The following is a 14,487-nucleotide window of genomic DNA, read 5'->3' on the forward strand; positions in this document are numbered from 1 at the left end:
ACTGACGGCGCGACCTCAAGAAGACGAATGAGATGCCCAAAGGGCCTGTCCTCACACTCGTTCTGGAACAACAGTCTATTCTGGACACTCGCAAATGCAAGCAATTTTCAAAATAAAAGTCCAGACTGGACTTTTTGACTTTAGAATTGCGCTAACGCCGCAAGCCGGCAACGATGTGGAGAGCAGGCCCATGAGCAGCACAGACAAAGTATTCCCGTTGATCGTCCAGCAGGACGCGGTGCGTAAAGCACTGCCCCACCTCGATGTGCGCGGCGCGTTGACACGCATGTTTCTCGCGCTTGCGAACGATTCCGCGGTGCAGCCGCCTCAGACCTTCACCCCGTTTCCACACGGAGCTGGCGATTTCATTACATACCTCGGCGTCATGGCGGACGCCAAGGTATTCGGAGCCAAGCTGTCGCCGTACATCGTGACGGAATCCAAACCCGTCATTACCGCGTGGACCGCACTGATGTCGATGGAAACGGGCCAGCCGCTGATGTGGTGCGATGCGGGTCTGCTCACCATCGAGCGCACCGCCGGTGCGACGGCACTTGCGGTGGAGCACCTTGCGACGAACGAGGCGCGCCGACTCGCCATCGTCGGTGCGGGGTCAGTTGGGCAGGCGCATTTGCGCCAGCTTGCGCCACTGCGGCCGTGGGACTCGATCAATGTGTTTTCGCCGGAGCTTGCGCGAAACGAGGCAAAGCGCGCAGCGGTCGCCGCCCTTCATGAGCGCGTGCGGATTTGCACCCAGCTTGACGATTGCGTGCGCGATGCCGACGTGGTGGCGTTGTGCACATCCTCGGGCACGCCCGTACTGTCGGACACGATGCTGACCAAGCCGGCGCTCATCACGTCGATCAGCACGAATGTCGCCAACGCACACGAGATCCCACCGGCGTGGATTCAAGACATGGACGTCTATTGCGACTACCGGCGCACCACGCCTGCCAGCGCCGGTGAAATGAAATTGGCGGCGCAACTGCATGACTGGTCGCCGGAAAGTATTCTGGGAGATTTGCCCGAACTGGTATCCGGCACGGCCAGGCAACCCTCCCGGCGACGGCATGTCTTCTTCCGCTCAATCGGACTCGGACTGGAAGATGTGGCGATCGCTTACGCCTTATTCAGGCACATGGCGGGACAGCCGATAAGTTAAGCAGGACCGCGGCGGCTGTGAACGGGTTGACCCAACCAGGCATGAACACCTCCCGTGGCAAAATAGTGCACTGCAACGAATATCCGTTGCCCCTCGACGCACGCACACGCCGCCAGACCCGGCGTAACTGACAATCCCATGCTTCCCTATGCGAAAGACTAAGACCACACCCGCGCGCCGGCTTTTGCTGGATCGCTACGGCCGTGTCGCCGACGGCATTGCGCTGCTCTTCTTTCCGTACGTCGAAATCGTCATTCATGACCTGCAGAGCCAGACGGTTGCGTACATTGCAAACAACCTGTCAAAGCGTGAACTGGGCGATGAATCCGCGCTGGAAGAAATTGATCATTCGGCGCAGTCGGGCACGATCGGTCCGTACGAAAAGATCAATTGGGACGGCAGGCGAATGCGCTGTGTCAGCACGGTGCTCTTTGACGACGCCGGCGCGGCTGTCGGCGTGATGTGCGTCAATTACAACATCGCCGTCTTTGAGGACATGAAACATGTCATCGACCGCGTGGTGTCAGGCGCAGGCCTCGTGAAGCAGCCTGAGGAGCTGTTCAAGGACGACTGGCAAGAGCGTATCAACACTTTTCTGCACGCATGGCTTCAGGAACGCCAACTGGCATTGAACTCCCTGACCCGGGAGCACCGTCGCGAGCTTGTCGAGGCACTGTGGGAGGAAGGCGCGTTCAAAGGAAAAAGCGCGGCTAACTACGTTGCCAACGTCCTAGGTATGGGCCGCGCGACCGTCTACCAGCATATTAGAGATTTACGAGGCGCTGCAGCCTAGGCTGAACCGGATTCGGCGGCCCTCGCCGGTGATTGCCGCCAGCCTCCTTGTCGTGGCGCTACTGGGGTGCCATCGAGATCCGGATAGTCAGGTGCAACATTGACGTCTTGTCAGATGAAACCTGGCGCTTATACTGCCAATTGCCTGAAGATAGTCCGCTGCGCGGTATGCTCGGCTCGGCATAACGGCATGGTGCCGTGCCCGGGTCGGGCGATTCACGCGTCAATCGCCCGGCGATGCGAAAAACCACGGTAATACTGTCGGAGACGGGCCCATGAGCACGACCATCTCAATCGAAGAGCCGCGCCGCATCATCTGGATCGTGACCAAGATCTACTCGGGTTTGCTGATCATTGGTTGCGCGCTGATTCCCGCTTACCTGATTGCCTATCTGGCTTTCTTTCAGGACCCGAGCCTGAAGTTCGAAAACCACGCGTTTCACGAAATCGCGATCGCAGCAGCGACGCTCGAGGGGCTGTTTGTCACCTACGTGACATGGCGTTGCTATCTGTCGTCAGGCGAGCCGCTATTACGGTGGCTGACATTGGGCTTTCTAGGCTTTGTGCTGGTCTATGCGCTGCACGGCGCGTTCACCGGCATGGCTCACCACAATATCTGGCTATTCCTGCTCTACGGACCGGCATCGCGTCTGGTGATGTCGGTGCTCCTGCTGGTGGGGCTTCTCTCGTACCACAGCACGCCAGACGCAGTCGAGCGGCGCTCGAAACCGCGCCCGTGGCTGACGTGGATCGCCGTGTTCGTCCTGATCGACCTGGTCGTCGGACTCATTGCGAACTCGCCAATTGCGGGCACCCCCGCAGTGCGGTTATCCATGGAAGGTGGGGCGCTCGTCTTCTCGACGCTGAACGTCATGGTGCTCATGCTGCGTCGCATTCGCTCCCCGCTGATGGTGATCTACGGCATCTCGGTCACCTCCTTCGCGCTTGCGTCTCTCGCGTTCATTCTCGGCAAGCCCTGGAATCATATGTGGTGGCTGGCGCACGCGATCTTCGCCGCCGGTTTTTTCCTGCTGAGTTATGGCGTGGTTCAAGCGTTTCGCACGACGCGGTCCTTTTCGACGATCTACAGCCAGGAAGAACTGATGGCTCGCCTCGCCGAAGCGATGGCGCGCACGGAAAGCGCGCTGCAGGAACTCCAGCGTACCAATCACCAGCTCGAGCATCTCGCCGCGACCGATCCGCTGACGGGCGCCGCGAACCGGCGCGAGTTTATCCATCAAGTGACGGCGGAAATCGCACGAGCCAAGCGAGGTGGTGCGCCGTTCTCGCTGCTGGCGCTGGATCTCGACAACTTCAAATTGATCAACGACAACTACGGCCATCAGGTGGGTGACGAGGTATTGCAGCGATTCGTGCAGAAATGCCTTGATGCCATTCGCCCCTACGACGGCGTCGCGCGGGTCGGTGGCGAAGAGTTTATGGTGCTGCTGCCTAAAGCCGCGCGAGACGCGGCACGCTCGATTGCGGAGCGCGTGCGGGGCGCCGTAGCTACCGAGAAGTTCTATACCGGAACCGGGCGGGCCGTCGCCGTTACCGTCAGTGTCGGGATCTCCGAGTTCGGCCGCGACGGCGATACGATCGACACCCTCTTACGCGTCGCCGATGAGCGCCTTTACCAGGCCAAGCACGATGGCCGCAACCGTGTGGTGGCCGGATAGACGCGTTTAACTCATCCGTGGCGCATGTCTCGCCATTCCGCTCAACCCGCATGCCTGCTTTGTCAGGAAGCTCGCGCTTTATACAACTTGCGCCGAACGTCCGGTTTCATCAAGCCAGCGAACGATGTTACGCACAGTATCGCCATAGAAAGTGCGGTACAGCTCTTTCGACACATAGCCGATATGAGGCGTCGCGAGCACGTTGGGCAATTCACGCAGAGGGTGCGGATTGTCGAGCGGCTCGACGTCGTAGACGTCCAGTGCGGCGCCGCCGATCTGACCGGTCGTGAGTGCCCGAAGCAGCGCGGCAGAGTCGACGATCGCGCCTCTCGACGTATTGATCAGCCGGCTTGTGGGTTTCATCTGCGCGAGTTCCGCAGCACCGACCAAACCTTGGGTTCGCTCGCTAAACCGCACATGGATCGACAGGAAATCCGCCGTGGAGAACAACACATCCTTGCTGACGCGCTGCACGCCCTTTTCCGCGGCGCGCTCCTCGGTGAGGTTCTGACTCCACGCAATGACGTTCATTCTGAATGCCCGTCCGATGATGCCGACAGCCGAGCCGATATGGCCAAGGCCAAGCAATCCGAGCGTCTTGCCCGCGAGTTGATCGCCAAGCGAAAGCTGCCAGCCGCCCTGACGCAGTGACTGATTCTCGAGGGGAATGTTGCGGGCCATCGCGAGAATCAGCGCCCACGTCAGCTCGATCGTCGGCGTGGACGAATAGCCCGTATGACGAATTTCGATGCCGCGTTCCGCAGCCGCCTCCTGATCGATCGACGCGTTCACGGGGCCGGTCGAGGCAATCAGCTTCAGGTTCGGCAGGCTTTCGATGACCGCGCGGGACAGCGGTGTGCGTTCTCGCATCACGCATACGACGTCGAATGGCTGCAGGCGTTGAATCAGGCTCCCGATGTCAGCGACGTGGTCGTTGAACACCGTAACGTCCGCCAGGTTCTTAAGAGGCGACCAGTCTGCCATGCTCAGCGCGACGTTCTGATAGTCGTCGAGGACGGCCACCTTGATAGGCAATTTGGGGTTCATGTTGCGCGCTCCATAAGTTATTGACGTTGCTGCCAACTGAATGCTAAGAAACCCGGCCCACCACGTAAATCAATAAGTGGCGACGCGACCCATCGCGAACCGCGATGGCTGGCCATCGACTTGCAACAGCCTTCATGACACGCTGCCTTGCTGCTTGTCGAGGTGGTCGACCAGCATGCGCGCAGGAAGCGGCAGCGTGTCGAAATGGCGCGCGATGATTAACAGCGGCCGCAGCGACCACGGTTCGTCAAGCTCAACGACGCGAAATGGCACCGAATGCATATAAGGCGTCACGCTTCCCTTGGGGAGCACGCCAATGCCGAGCCCCGCGCTGACCATGTTGCGCACGCCCTCGAAGCTTGTCACCTCGATACGCACGCGAAGCCGCTTGCCCGCACGCTCGGCGGCGGTACGACACAGTTTCGAAATGGACGTGCCGTACGGCATGCTGACGACGTCGTCCTCCAGCACTTCCGCAAAGCTCACGCTTGCGCGCCCGGCGAGCCGATGATCCGACGGCACGATCACAACCAGCTTATCGACGCTGTACGGACGCCACTGCAAATCGCCGAGGGAGTCTTCGGTGGCCGAGCAGATGCCGAGATCGGCAACGCCGCTTGCGATCGCCTGCACCACTTCATCGCTCGATTTCTCGACCATATCGATCCGCACCTTCGGATTGGTGCGCAGGAAGGCACGCAGCACACCCGGCAGATACTGGACCATGGCGGTGAAGTTCACATAAATCCGGGTATGTCCCCTTAACCCCGCCGAATATTCAGACAATTCGTCGGAAATTTGCTGCAAGTGCTCGCTCAGCCGCTTCGCATGATGATAGAGCGCCTCGCCCGCGGGCGTAGGCTGTACGCCGCGGCTGTGTCGATATAAGAGAGGCGTGCCGGCGTCGTCTTCGAGATCCGATACGCGCTTACTGACGGCCGACGCCACGATGTGCGTGCGGGCCGCCGCCGCAGCAATGCTGCCCTCCTCGATGACAGCCACGAAAATGCGCAGAGACTCCATGTCGAGTCGCAACGGCCGATCTGCTGAAACACGCATCCTCACTCCTTCGGGTTGGATATCCGCTCGGTTTTCACCCATCGCGTTTGGCGATGCCTCTATTGAACATTGAGAAGTTTTCAACACGCCTCGCGACCGGCATTCTGTGTGCCATAGCGTTCGATCCTCGCAGGACCATCGGTCAAGGCGCGCGGCCGGGCAGCGCGCACCGCGATTCTATGTCGAGGAGGCGACGTTGTCCTGGACGCCGGAACATTGGCTTTGTCAGAAGCACCAGCCGGTGCCCGGCGGGAACGCTTGACAACGCTGTTGAAAATACGAAGGAGACGATAGATGGAACACAAACAACTCGCCTTGAGCTCGCGAACTCACTGGTACGCGGGTCTCACGGCAATGCACTGGCGTGTGCTGAAGGCTAGCTTTCTCGGCTGGATTTTCGACGGCTACGAGGCCCTGGCACTCGTCGTCGTGCTTGGGCCGATGCTGCATTCGGTGCTGTCGCCGACGCAAGCCGCATCCCCCACGACTTACGCGGGCCTGGTAATCGGCATCACGCTGCTTGGCTGGGGGGCGGGCGGTCTGATCGGCGGGATTCTCGCAGACTATGTCGGCCGCAAACGGATGATGCTCTGGTCCGTATTCCTCTATGCGGTGTTTTCGGGTTTGACTGCGTTCTCGCAAACCTTCTGGGTGTTGTGCGGGCTGCGTTTCCTGACTGGCCTCGCCATGGGCAGCGAATGGAGCACGGGCGTCGCGCTGCTGTCGGAAACCTGGCCGGAGCGGGCGCGTGCGAAAGGGGCGGGCTTCCTGCAATCGGGCTTCGGCTGGGGCACGCTGATCGCAGCCGTCGTGTGGTACGCGCTTTCGTCGACGCATCCACTCGGTGCCGAAACCTGGCGGCTGATGTTCGTGCTTGGCGCGGTCCCGGCATTCTTTGTGCTGTACATCCGCCGCGGAGTCAGCGAGTCGGAGAAATGGCAACGCGCGGTGCGCGAGAAACGCTGGAGCGCGACAAGCACGACGAGCACGACGAACACGCAGCCGGTTGCTGGCGACGCGCCTGCATCCGACAAGCGCCCCTTCACGCTCACGCAACTGTTCAGTGAACCCGAAGCGCTGCGCCGCACGCTGCTTCTGCTGGTGTTGTCGATCGTTACGACGGTCGGCTGGTGGGCCATTTCCAGCTGGCTGCCGACCTACACCGTGTCGCTCGCTAAAGCCGAAGGTATCGCCGACGCCTTGTCGTGGGGCTCGAAGATATCGATCGCGTACACCCTTGGCGCGATTGCGGCCTACATGATCGCGGGCTTCGTGGTGGATGCGATCGGCCGGCGGGCGTTCCTGTCACTCACTTTCGTCGGCGCGCTGGTAACAACGTTCGTCACGTACAAACTGACGACAAGCGTCGAAGCGATGATGATCGTGGCGCCGATCAATGGCTTCTTCACCCTGGGCTGTGCCTATGTCTGGATGGCGATCTACCCCTGTGAACTCTTTGGTTCGAGCGTGCGTTCCACTGCCATCAGCTTCGTGTTCAATGCGGCGCGCCTGATCGCGTGGGTGTTCCCGATCATCGCGGGCAGCATGATCAAATCGTTCGGTGGTGTGTCGCAGGCCGCGCTGGCACTCGGCTCCGTGTATCTGCTCGGTATCGTGCTGCCGTGGTTCTTGCCTGAGACGAATGGCGCAGGCATGCCGGACTAATTCCGCTCAGTATTTTGGATACCTAACCCTATTCTGGAGAGAAAGATGACTCAAAATTTTCGTATCGGACAGATCGTCCCAAGCTCGAATACGACCATGGAAACTGAAATTCCCGCCATGTTTCGTGCCCGTGAAGCGATCCGCCCGGAGCGGTTCACTTTCCATTCGAGCCGGATGAGAATGCACAAGGTTACGAAGGAAGAATTGGAAGCGATGAACAAGGAAGGCTTGCGCTGTGCGGCCGAACTCGCCGACGCTCGTGTCGATGTCATGAGCACGGCGTGCCTGGTCGCGATCATGGCAATGGGGCCCGGCTATCATCGGCAAACTGAACGCGAACTGCTGGAGGTTGCTCGTGCCAATCATTGCCTTGCGCCCATCATGACCTCCGCGGGAGCGTTGGTAGAAGGTCTGAAGATCATGGGCGCGCGCCGGATTTCGCTGATGGCGCCGTACATGCGGCCCTTGACGGACCTGGTCGTCGCTTATATCGAGAACGAAGGCATTGAGGTCATCGATTCCCTCTCCTTTGAGATTCCCGACAACCTTGAAGTCGGTCTGCGCGACCCAATGCAGCTGGTCGACGACGTTCGCGGCCTGAACACGGAAGGCGCGGACGTCGTGGTGGCGTCCGCATGCGTTCAAATGCCCTCATTGCCGGCGATTCAGCGCATCGAAGACATGCTGGGCATCCGCACCGTCTCGACCGCGGTATGCACCGTCCGGGGCATGCTGGATCGGCTCAAGCTTGAGCCGATCGTCCCTGGCGCGGGCGCGCTGCTGTCCGGCGCGTAATCGGCAACGCAGGCGGCGCTTACTCACTGACAATAGTTGAGGGGCGCCACCCTCGCAGCGTCGTATTTCCCACTCCCGCGACGGGCCCGCACCGGCCGAAAAGGTAGCGAGGAAGTCACCACGAGTACATCCTCTTCGGCCGTTGCGGTCCGTCGCGGTGTCGGCTGGCCCAGGCTACACCGCCATCACCGAAACGGCCTTGGTGACCAGATAGGCTTCCATCGCTTCCGGTCCGCCTTCCGACCCATAGCCCGAATCCTTCACGCCGCCAAACGGCATTTCCGGCGACGGCGTAGCAGGCTGGTTGACCCACAACATGCCGACTTCCATCTGTTGCGACAGCAGATGCACGTTGCGGAACGACTTCGTGAACGCGTAACCCGCGAGACCATACGGCAGACGGTTCGCCTCGGAGATCGCTTCTTCGAGCGTGTCGAAACCGCGGATCGCGGCGATCGGGCCGAACGGCTCGTTATTGAACACGTCCGCTTCGAGCGACACGTTGGTCAGCACGGTCGGCGCGAAAAAGTTGCCTTCCGAGCCCACGCGTTCGCCGCCCGTCTCGACCCTGGCGCCGGTCTTGCGCGCGTCGTCGAGCACCTTGCTCATGGCGCTCAGACGGCGCGCATTGGCGAGCGGCCCCAGGGTGGTGCCTTCGGCCAGGCCGTCGCCGAGCTTGAGGCCTTCTGCGTGCTTGACGAGCGCCGCGGCGAATTCTTCGCGGAGGCTGTTGTGCACCAGGAAGCGCGTGGGCGAGATGCAGACCTGGCCGGCATTGCGGAACTTCGCGCCGCCCGCGGCCCTGACGGCCAGCGCCACGTCGGCGTCTTCGGCCACGATGACGGGCGCATGACCGCCCAACTCCATCGTCGCGCGCTTCATGTGCGTGCCGGCGAGGGCCGCCAGCTGCTTGCCGACCGGCGTCGAACCGGTGAACGTGACCTTGCGGATCACCGGATGCGGAATCAGGTAGCTGGAAATCTCCGCCGGGTCGCCGAACACGAGGCCGACCGTGCCGGGCGGCACGCCGGCTTCGACGAACGCCTGCAGCAGCGCCGCCGGCGACGCTGGGGTTTCTTCCGGCGCCTTGACGAGGAACGAGCAGCCGCACGCGAGCGCCGCGCTCAGCTTGCGCACCACCTGATTGACCGGGAAATTCCACGGCGTGAAGGCGGCCACCGGGCCGATCGGTTCCTTGAGCACCGTTTGCTGCGCCGCCAGATTGCGCGACGGCACGATCCGGCCGTAGACGCGGCGGCCTTCGTCGGCGAACCACTCGATGATGTCCGCTGCGGCCAGCACTTCGACGCGGGCCTCGGCGAACGGCTTGCCCTGTTCCAGGGTCATCAGGCGGGCGATGTCGGAAGCGCGCTCGCGCACCAGCGCGGCGGCCTTGCGCATGGTGGTGGCGCGTTCGTTCGCCGGAATCTTGCGCCAGGCTTCGAAGCCGTTCTGCGCGGCGGCCAGCGCCCGGTCCAGATCCGGGATGCCGGCGTGAGCCACCTTGCCGATCGCTTTGCCGGTGGCGGGATTGATGACGTCGAGGGTTTTGCCGCTGGCGGCGTCGCACCACTCGCCGTTAATCAGAAGTCGGGTATCGCTATAGCCTGGTATGACCATGTTGTGTTCCTGAGGGTTGGAGGACGATCAACTGCGATCGGCGGCAACGCAGCGATCAGACGTCGCGCAGCGCCAGTTCGACGTGTTTCAGGCGCCGCACAATACGTTCGACGAACTCCAGCGTCACGTGAGGCAGCACGCGCTGATTGGGCGTGATGACGCCGACGGTGAGCGCGTTGACGTTCACGTCGTCGAGCGGTCTCCATACCACGTCGCCACGCGCCAGTTCGTCGAGGAAAGCCAGTTTGGAGAAAAATGAAATGCCCCGCCCCGACGCAATCAGCCGCTTGAGCAGTGTCGTCGAGTTACAGGTGACGCTCGGCTGCAACGACTCCCAGTACTCGGGAAAGTCGGTCGTGACGACACCCTGAATCGGCGATCGTCCTTCCAGCCTCAGAAATGCATGACTGCGGCATTCGTCGAAGCTGATGCGCTCCGTTTTCGCTAACGGATGCGACGATGCCATCACAACGCCCGGCGGCAACGAGACCTCGCTCACGACATCGAGACCGGCGGGCAGCTTCGTAATGTACGAAATGCCGACGTCATACTCACCGCTGACAAGCCGCGTCGGTACGTCGTGCGGCGGCACCGCGGCGATCGAATAGGTGACGGCCGGATAGGCGTCCGAAAACTCCTCGACGGTCGCCGGCAGAAAATCGACGAACAGCGAATCCATGGCCGTCACCGACACGTGCCCCTTCCGCTCGCCCTTCAGATCGTCGAGTTCGCTGCGCATCAAGTGGAAGTCGTTCAGCGTTGCGCGAATGTGTTGCAGCATGCGCTCGCCGGCCGCGTTCAGCCGGATGCCGTTCGGCAGCCGGTCGAACAGTTCGGTCCCCATCTCCGCTTCGAGCTTCAGGATCTGCCGGTTGACCGCGCTCGACGCGACATAGAGATTCTGCGCCGCCTTGCGGATCGAACTGCACCGCGCCACTTCGACAAAATACTTCAGGACATTCGCATGCATCGTGTTTTCTCAGTTCATCGGCCGCACCGTCCAGGCCGCGACCACGGGATGATCGCAGGCTACCTTGCCCACGTCACATGCGCCACCCGGGGAACCGAGCGCACTCGCCTGCGGCCCGAAGAATTCCCGGTTCACGGCGGCGAACATGGCCTCCGATTGCGGGAGCTCTTCATCGTGAAAGATCGCTTCGGTCGGACACACTGATACACACACCCCGCAGTTGATGCATTCCTCGGGGTGGATGTAGAGCGTGCGGCCGCCTTCATAGATACAGTCGACCGGGCAACATTGCACGCACGCACCGTCTTTGACGTCGATGCAGGGCGAAGTGATGACGTAGGCCATCAGCGTCCGCTCCAAACCGGCTTGCGCTTCTCCTGGAACGCGCGCACGCCTTCATTCGCGTCCTCGGATTGCAGCGCGGCCACCACGGCAGGCAGTCGCAACGCCTGGGCGTCCGCCGGCGAGAGTGTGGACGTGCGCCTCACCACCTGCTTGATCGCCTGCAGCGACAGCGGGGCGCACGCGAGCAGCGCCTGAACCCAGCGCTCGACGGCGGCATCCAGTTCGGCACGCGGCACAACTTCGTTGACGAGGCCCATGTCGAGCCCCTCGCGTGCCGACACGCGGCGGCCGGTCATCAGCATTGCCATCGCCTGACGATAGGGGATCTGGCGTTGCAGCAGGGTCATGCCGCCGTCAAGCGGCATGCGCCCGACGAGTGCCTCGGGCAGCCCGAAGCTTGCTTCGTCGCAGGCGACCACCAGATCGCACCCCAGCACCATTTCGAAGCCGCCACCCAGCGCATAGCCGTTGACCCGCGCGATCACCGGCACGTTCAGCGTCTCGCGCAGCGCAATGCCGCCGAAGCCGCCCGGGCGCGGCGCCGCCCAGTATTCAAGACCGCTAACCGACGGATTCTTCAGGTCCGCGCCGACGCAGAACGCGCGCTCGCCCTCCCCGGTCAGGACCACGACCCGCACGTCGCGGTTATGCTCGAGCTCGGTCCACACGCGTTGCAGTTCCGCTTCGGTGGCAAGGTCCACGGCGTTGAGCGCTTCCGGCCGCGCCAGCGTTACCGTGGCAACGTGCTGGTCGATGACAAGACGTACGCTCATACAGCCTCCGTGGCGACCTTGCCGCGTAATTGCTGCAGGACCTCTTCGGTATGCTGGCCGAGGCGCGGCGGCCCACGCCGCAAACCAACCGGCGCGAGCGAGAGCTCGATCGGGCTGCCGATGAAGCGCACCGGCTGGCCTTCGCCCTCGCCTTCCAGAATCAGCTGGTTATGCAGCGTCTGAGGATCGACCAGTGCTTCACGCAGATCACGCACCGGTGCACACAGCAGGTCCTGCTCTTCGAGGCGGGCGAGCCAGAAGTCGCGCGTGTTGCTCGCAAAGCGCTCCCGGAAGATGCGCTGCAATTCGGTCTTGTGAACGAACTGCTGGTTGAGATTGCAAAAGCGTGCATCGCGCGACAGGTCTTCGATGTCCAGCGCCGCGCAGATATCGCGCAGCGGATTTGCCTTGAACGCACCCACGAGCACCAGCGCACCATCCTGGGTATCGAAGACCCCCGAAAGCGGCATCGCGGCCCAGTTCACTTCCGAGTCGGCCATCATGATCATGGCGGCCTCCTGCATCTGCATCGCGAGCATCGAGTTGTAGAGCGACACGTTGACCTTCTGCCCCTCGCCCGTGCGTTCGCGATGCAGCAACGCGAGCAGGATGCCCTGCACCATGTGCATGCCGGCCGAATAGTCGGCGAGCGCTGTCGGGTACACGGAAATCGGCAGCGATTCGTCCGCGCGGCGCGCCATCACACCGCTCATCGCCTGGGCAAGCACGTCCTGGCCTCCCTTGTGCGCGTAGGGTCCGGTTTCGCCGAAGCCCGTGCCGACCGCGTAGACGATTCCCGGATTCAATCGGCGGCAGTCTTCATAGCCGATACCCATGCGGTCCATCACGCCCGCGCGGAAATTGCTGACCACAACATCCGCGTCCGCGATCAGCGCCTTCAAATCAGCCATCTGCTGCGCGTCGCGCAGGTCGAGTGCCACACTGCGCTTGTTGCGATTCAGACTGCAGAAGATCGGATTGTCCGCGCCGGCCACCGGCTCGAACGTCGAGCGGCTCAAATCGCCGGCGCCCTTTCGCTCGACCTTGATCACGTCGGCGCCGTAATCGGCGAGCATCTGCGTGCACACCGGGCCCATCATCACCTGCGTGAGATCGACGACACGCACGCCGGCAAGCGGCAGGTCATGCGTCTTTGCAACGTTGTTAGCGACGCTCATGCGGCCTCCCGTTTCTGGATGTGCGCGGCAAGCGGCGGCACGTCGGCGTTGCGGCCGCTCTGGTCGCCCGGATCGGCGCCTTGTGCGCGCAAGGTCTTCTGCAGCGCGTGGACGTCGACATCGCGGACCCGCACGCCCGCACCGAGTGCGAGCGCGGCAGCCACACCGGCGGCTTCGCCCATCGCCATGCAAGGCGGGATTTCGCGCGACATCTTCTGCGCCTGCGAGGTCGCCGAATAGTGGCGGCCGGCGACCAGCAGGTTGTCGATCTGCTTCGGCAGGAGCACGCGATATGGCATGTAGTAGTCACGGCCACGCGCGATGCTGTCGTCGAAACGGGTACGCTGCGCGAGGTCATCCTTGGTCATCACATATTCGCCTTCGAGCAGGCGCGTCTGGCGCACGCCGGTTTGCGGCGCGACATCGATCACGTAACACTGCTCGAAGCCTGGCAGCTTCTCGCGCACGAAATCGACCACCGCGTGAATGTGCTGCCGTCCCTGCACTTCCGCGCGTGTCAGGTCCTCAGGCTTGAGACCATCGAGACCGGCCATGTGCGGGCAGTTGCACCACACCACACCGGGCAACGGTGTCTTCAACCACCAGTAGCCCCACGAGCCGCCGAGAATGCGCTTGATCTGACGATCCAGTGCCGCAAACGCCTCGGGTTCTTCGGCTTCGAAACGCTCGGCCGCCTCCGTATCGACGCCGCCGAGTCGGAACACGGTCGTCGTGATATAGGTGCCGCCGACATGCGGCACGCCTGCCGACGCCGCAACATCCAGATCCCCCGTCGCATCGATCACCACGTCGGCGAGGATCGCTTCACGGCCGCTCTTCGTCTCGCAGATCACGCCCTTCACCTGACCGTCTTCGACCAGCGTGCGCGAGAACCATGAATGCAGACGCAACTTGATGCCCAGCGACTCCACCATCTCCAGCGCGACGCGCTTCATCGCGTCCGGATCGAACGCTGCGGCGAAACACACCGGGTGGGGCGTCTTCTGGCTGTGAAAGTCGAAAGTGCCCCAGCGCCCCCACTTGCGATACGCCGCGGGATCCTCGCCCCATTCGTCCGAGCGCGGGAACATCGCCAGCTTGCGCGCCGCCATCCGCTCGATGAAGGTCATGCAGACGCCGCGCACCGAAATTTCCTGCAGGTGGCTGTCCCACATGTCGTCGAGCACCAGCACCATGCCGCCGGATGCGAGACCGCCCAGGTGGTTGTAACGCTCCAGCAGAATCACCTCGGCGCCGTTACGCGCGGCCCCAATCGCCGCCGACAGGCCTGCGGGGCCACCGCCGACCACCACGACGTTTGCCTTGGCCGCAACGCGCACATCGCGCGCATTTTCCTGAACCCAATCGCTGATCATGTTCGTCTGTCTCCTCTGAGAATTCG

The 14,487-nt window shown here is 62.3% G+C and carries 13 protein-coding genes; 5 read left to right on the forward strand and 8 right to left on the reverse strand.

Annotated elements, in window-relative coordinates; translation table 11 throughout:
• The first annotated feature begins 190 nt into the window (after positions 1 to 190).
• The 3 genes from AYM40_RS32350 (at position 191) to AYM40_RS32360 (ending at position 3,633) form a co-directional block, all read left to right on the forward strand.
• Entirely contained in the window at positions 191 to 1,162 is a 972-nt protein-coding gene (locus AYM40_RS32350) for an ornithine cyclodeaminase family protein (protein WP_063500058.1), read from the forward strand.
• A 148-nt stretch (positions 1,163 to 1,310) separates the two neighbouring features.
• On the forward strand, positions 1,311 to 1,955 hold the full coding sequence (locus tag AYM40_RS32355) for a helix-turn-helix transcriptional regulator (RefSeq protein ID WP_063500059.1): 645 nt from the start codon (positions 1,311 to 1,313) through the stop codon (positions 1,953 to 1,955).
• A gap of 274 nt (positions 1,956 to 2,229) precedes the next feature.
• A complete protein-coding gene (locus AYM40_RS32360; RefSeq protein ID WP_063500060.1) occupies positions 2,230 to 3,633 on the forward strand; it encodes a GGDEF domain-containing protein in 1,404 nt (467 codons plus the stop codon).
• Positions 3,634 to 3,711: 78 nt separating this feature from the next.
• Here AYM40_RS32360 and AYM40_RS32365 read toward each other — a convergent pair whose 3' ends face one another.
• Positions 3,712 to 4,680, reverse strand: coding sequence for a D-2-hydroxyacid dehydrogenase family protein (locus AYM40_RS32365; protein WP_063500061.1), 969 nt, complete (start codon positions 4,678 to 4,680; stop codon positions 3,712 to 3,714).
• Positions 4,681 to 4,812: 132 nt separating this feature from the next.
• Positions 4,813 to 5,739: a LysR family transcriptional regulator gene (locus tag AYM40_RS32370; RefSeq protein WP_063500062.1), complete on the reverse strand. Its 927-nt coding sequence runs from the start codon at positions 5,737 to 5,739 to the stop codon at positions 4,813 to 4,815.
• Positions 5,740 to 6,033: 294 nt separating this feature from the next.
• On the opposite strand from AYM40_RS32370, the gene AYM40_RS32375 reads away from it, so the two are divergent.
• On the forward strand, positions 6,034 to 7,404 hold the full coding sequence (locus AYM40_RS32375) for an MFS transporter (RefSeq protein WP_063500063.1): 1,371 nt from the start codon (positions 6,034 to 6,036) through the stop codon (positions 7,402 to 7,404).
• A gap of 45 nt (positions 7,405 to 7,449) precedes the next feature.
• Positions 7,450 to 8,199: an aspartate/glutamate racemase family protein gene (locus AYM40_RS32380; protein WP_082855420.1), complete on the forward strand. Its 750-nt coding sequence runs from the start codon at positions 7,450 to 7,452 to the stop codon at positions 8,197 to 8,199.
• A 174-nt stretch (positions 8,200 to 8,373) separates the two neighbouring features.
• On the opposite strand, the gene AYM40_RS32385 is transcribed toward AYM40_RS32380, so the two are convergent.
• Genes AYM40_RS32385 through AYM40_RS32410 form a run of 6 tightly spaced genes read right to left on the reverse strand, consistent with a single transcriptional unit; the run spans position 8,374 to position 14,461 of the window.
• Complete coding sequence (locus AYM40_RS32385; protein ID WP_063500065.1) at positions 8,374 to 9,819, reverse strand: NAD-dependent succinate-semialdehyde dehydrogenase; 1,446 nt, start codon at positions 9,817 to 9,819, stop codon at positions 8,374 to 8,376.
• A 55-nt stretch (positions 9,820 to 9,874) separates the two neighbouring features.
• Complete coding sequence (locus AYM40_RS32390) at positions 9,875 to 10,789, reverse strand: LysR family transcriptional regulator (protein WP_063500066.1); 915 nt, start codon at positions 10,787 to 10,789, stop codon at positions 9,875 to 9,877.
• A 9-nt stretch (positions 10,790 to 10,798) separates the two neighbouring features.
• Positions 10,799 to 11,134: a ferredoxin gene (gene fdxA / locus AYM40_RS32395; protein WP_063500067.1), complete on the reverse strand. Its 336-nt coding sequence runs from the start codon at positions 11,132 to 11,134 to the stop codon at positions 10,799 to 10,801.
• Positions 11,134 to 11,907 carry an enoyl-CoA hydratase-related protein gene (locus AYM40_RS32400; RefSeq protein WP_063500068.1) on the reverse strand — a complete coding sequence of 258 codons (774 nt, stop codon included), beginning with the start codon at positions 11,905 to 11,907 and terminating at the stop codon, positions 11,134 to 11,136. Before AYM40_RS32400 ends, fdxA begins: the two co-directional genes overlap by 1 nt.
• The gene (locus AYM40_RS32405; protein ID WP_063500069.1) at positions 11,904 to 13,085 is read right to left on the reverse strand and encodes a CaiB/BaiF CoA transferase family protein; all 1,182 of its coding nucleotides are present in this window, start codon (positions 13,083 to 13,085) and stop codon (positions 11,904 to 11,906) included. The genes AYM40_RS32400 and AYM40_RS32405 overlap by 4 nt, the downstream gene beginning before the upstream one ends.
• Positions 13,082 to 14,461 (reverse strand): FAD-dependent oxidoreductase, encoded by a 1,380-nt coding sequence (locus AYM40_RS32410; RefSeq protein WP_063500070.1) that lies wholly within the window; start codon positions 14,459 to 14,461, stop codon positions 13,082 to 13,084. The genes AYM40_RS32405 and AYM40_RS32410 overlap by 4 nt, the downstream gene beginning before the upstream one ends.
• Positions 14,462 to 14,487 lie beyond the last annotated feature (26 nt).

The organism is Paraburkholderia phytofirmans OLGA172 (assembly GCF_001634365.1).
In the GTDB taxonomy this organism is placed as follows: domain Bacteria; phylum Pseudomonadota; class Gammaproteobacteria; order Burkholderiales; family Burkholderiaceae; genus Paraburkholderia.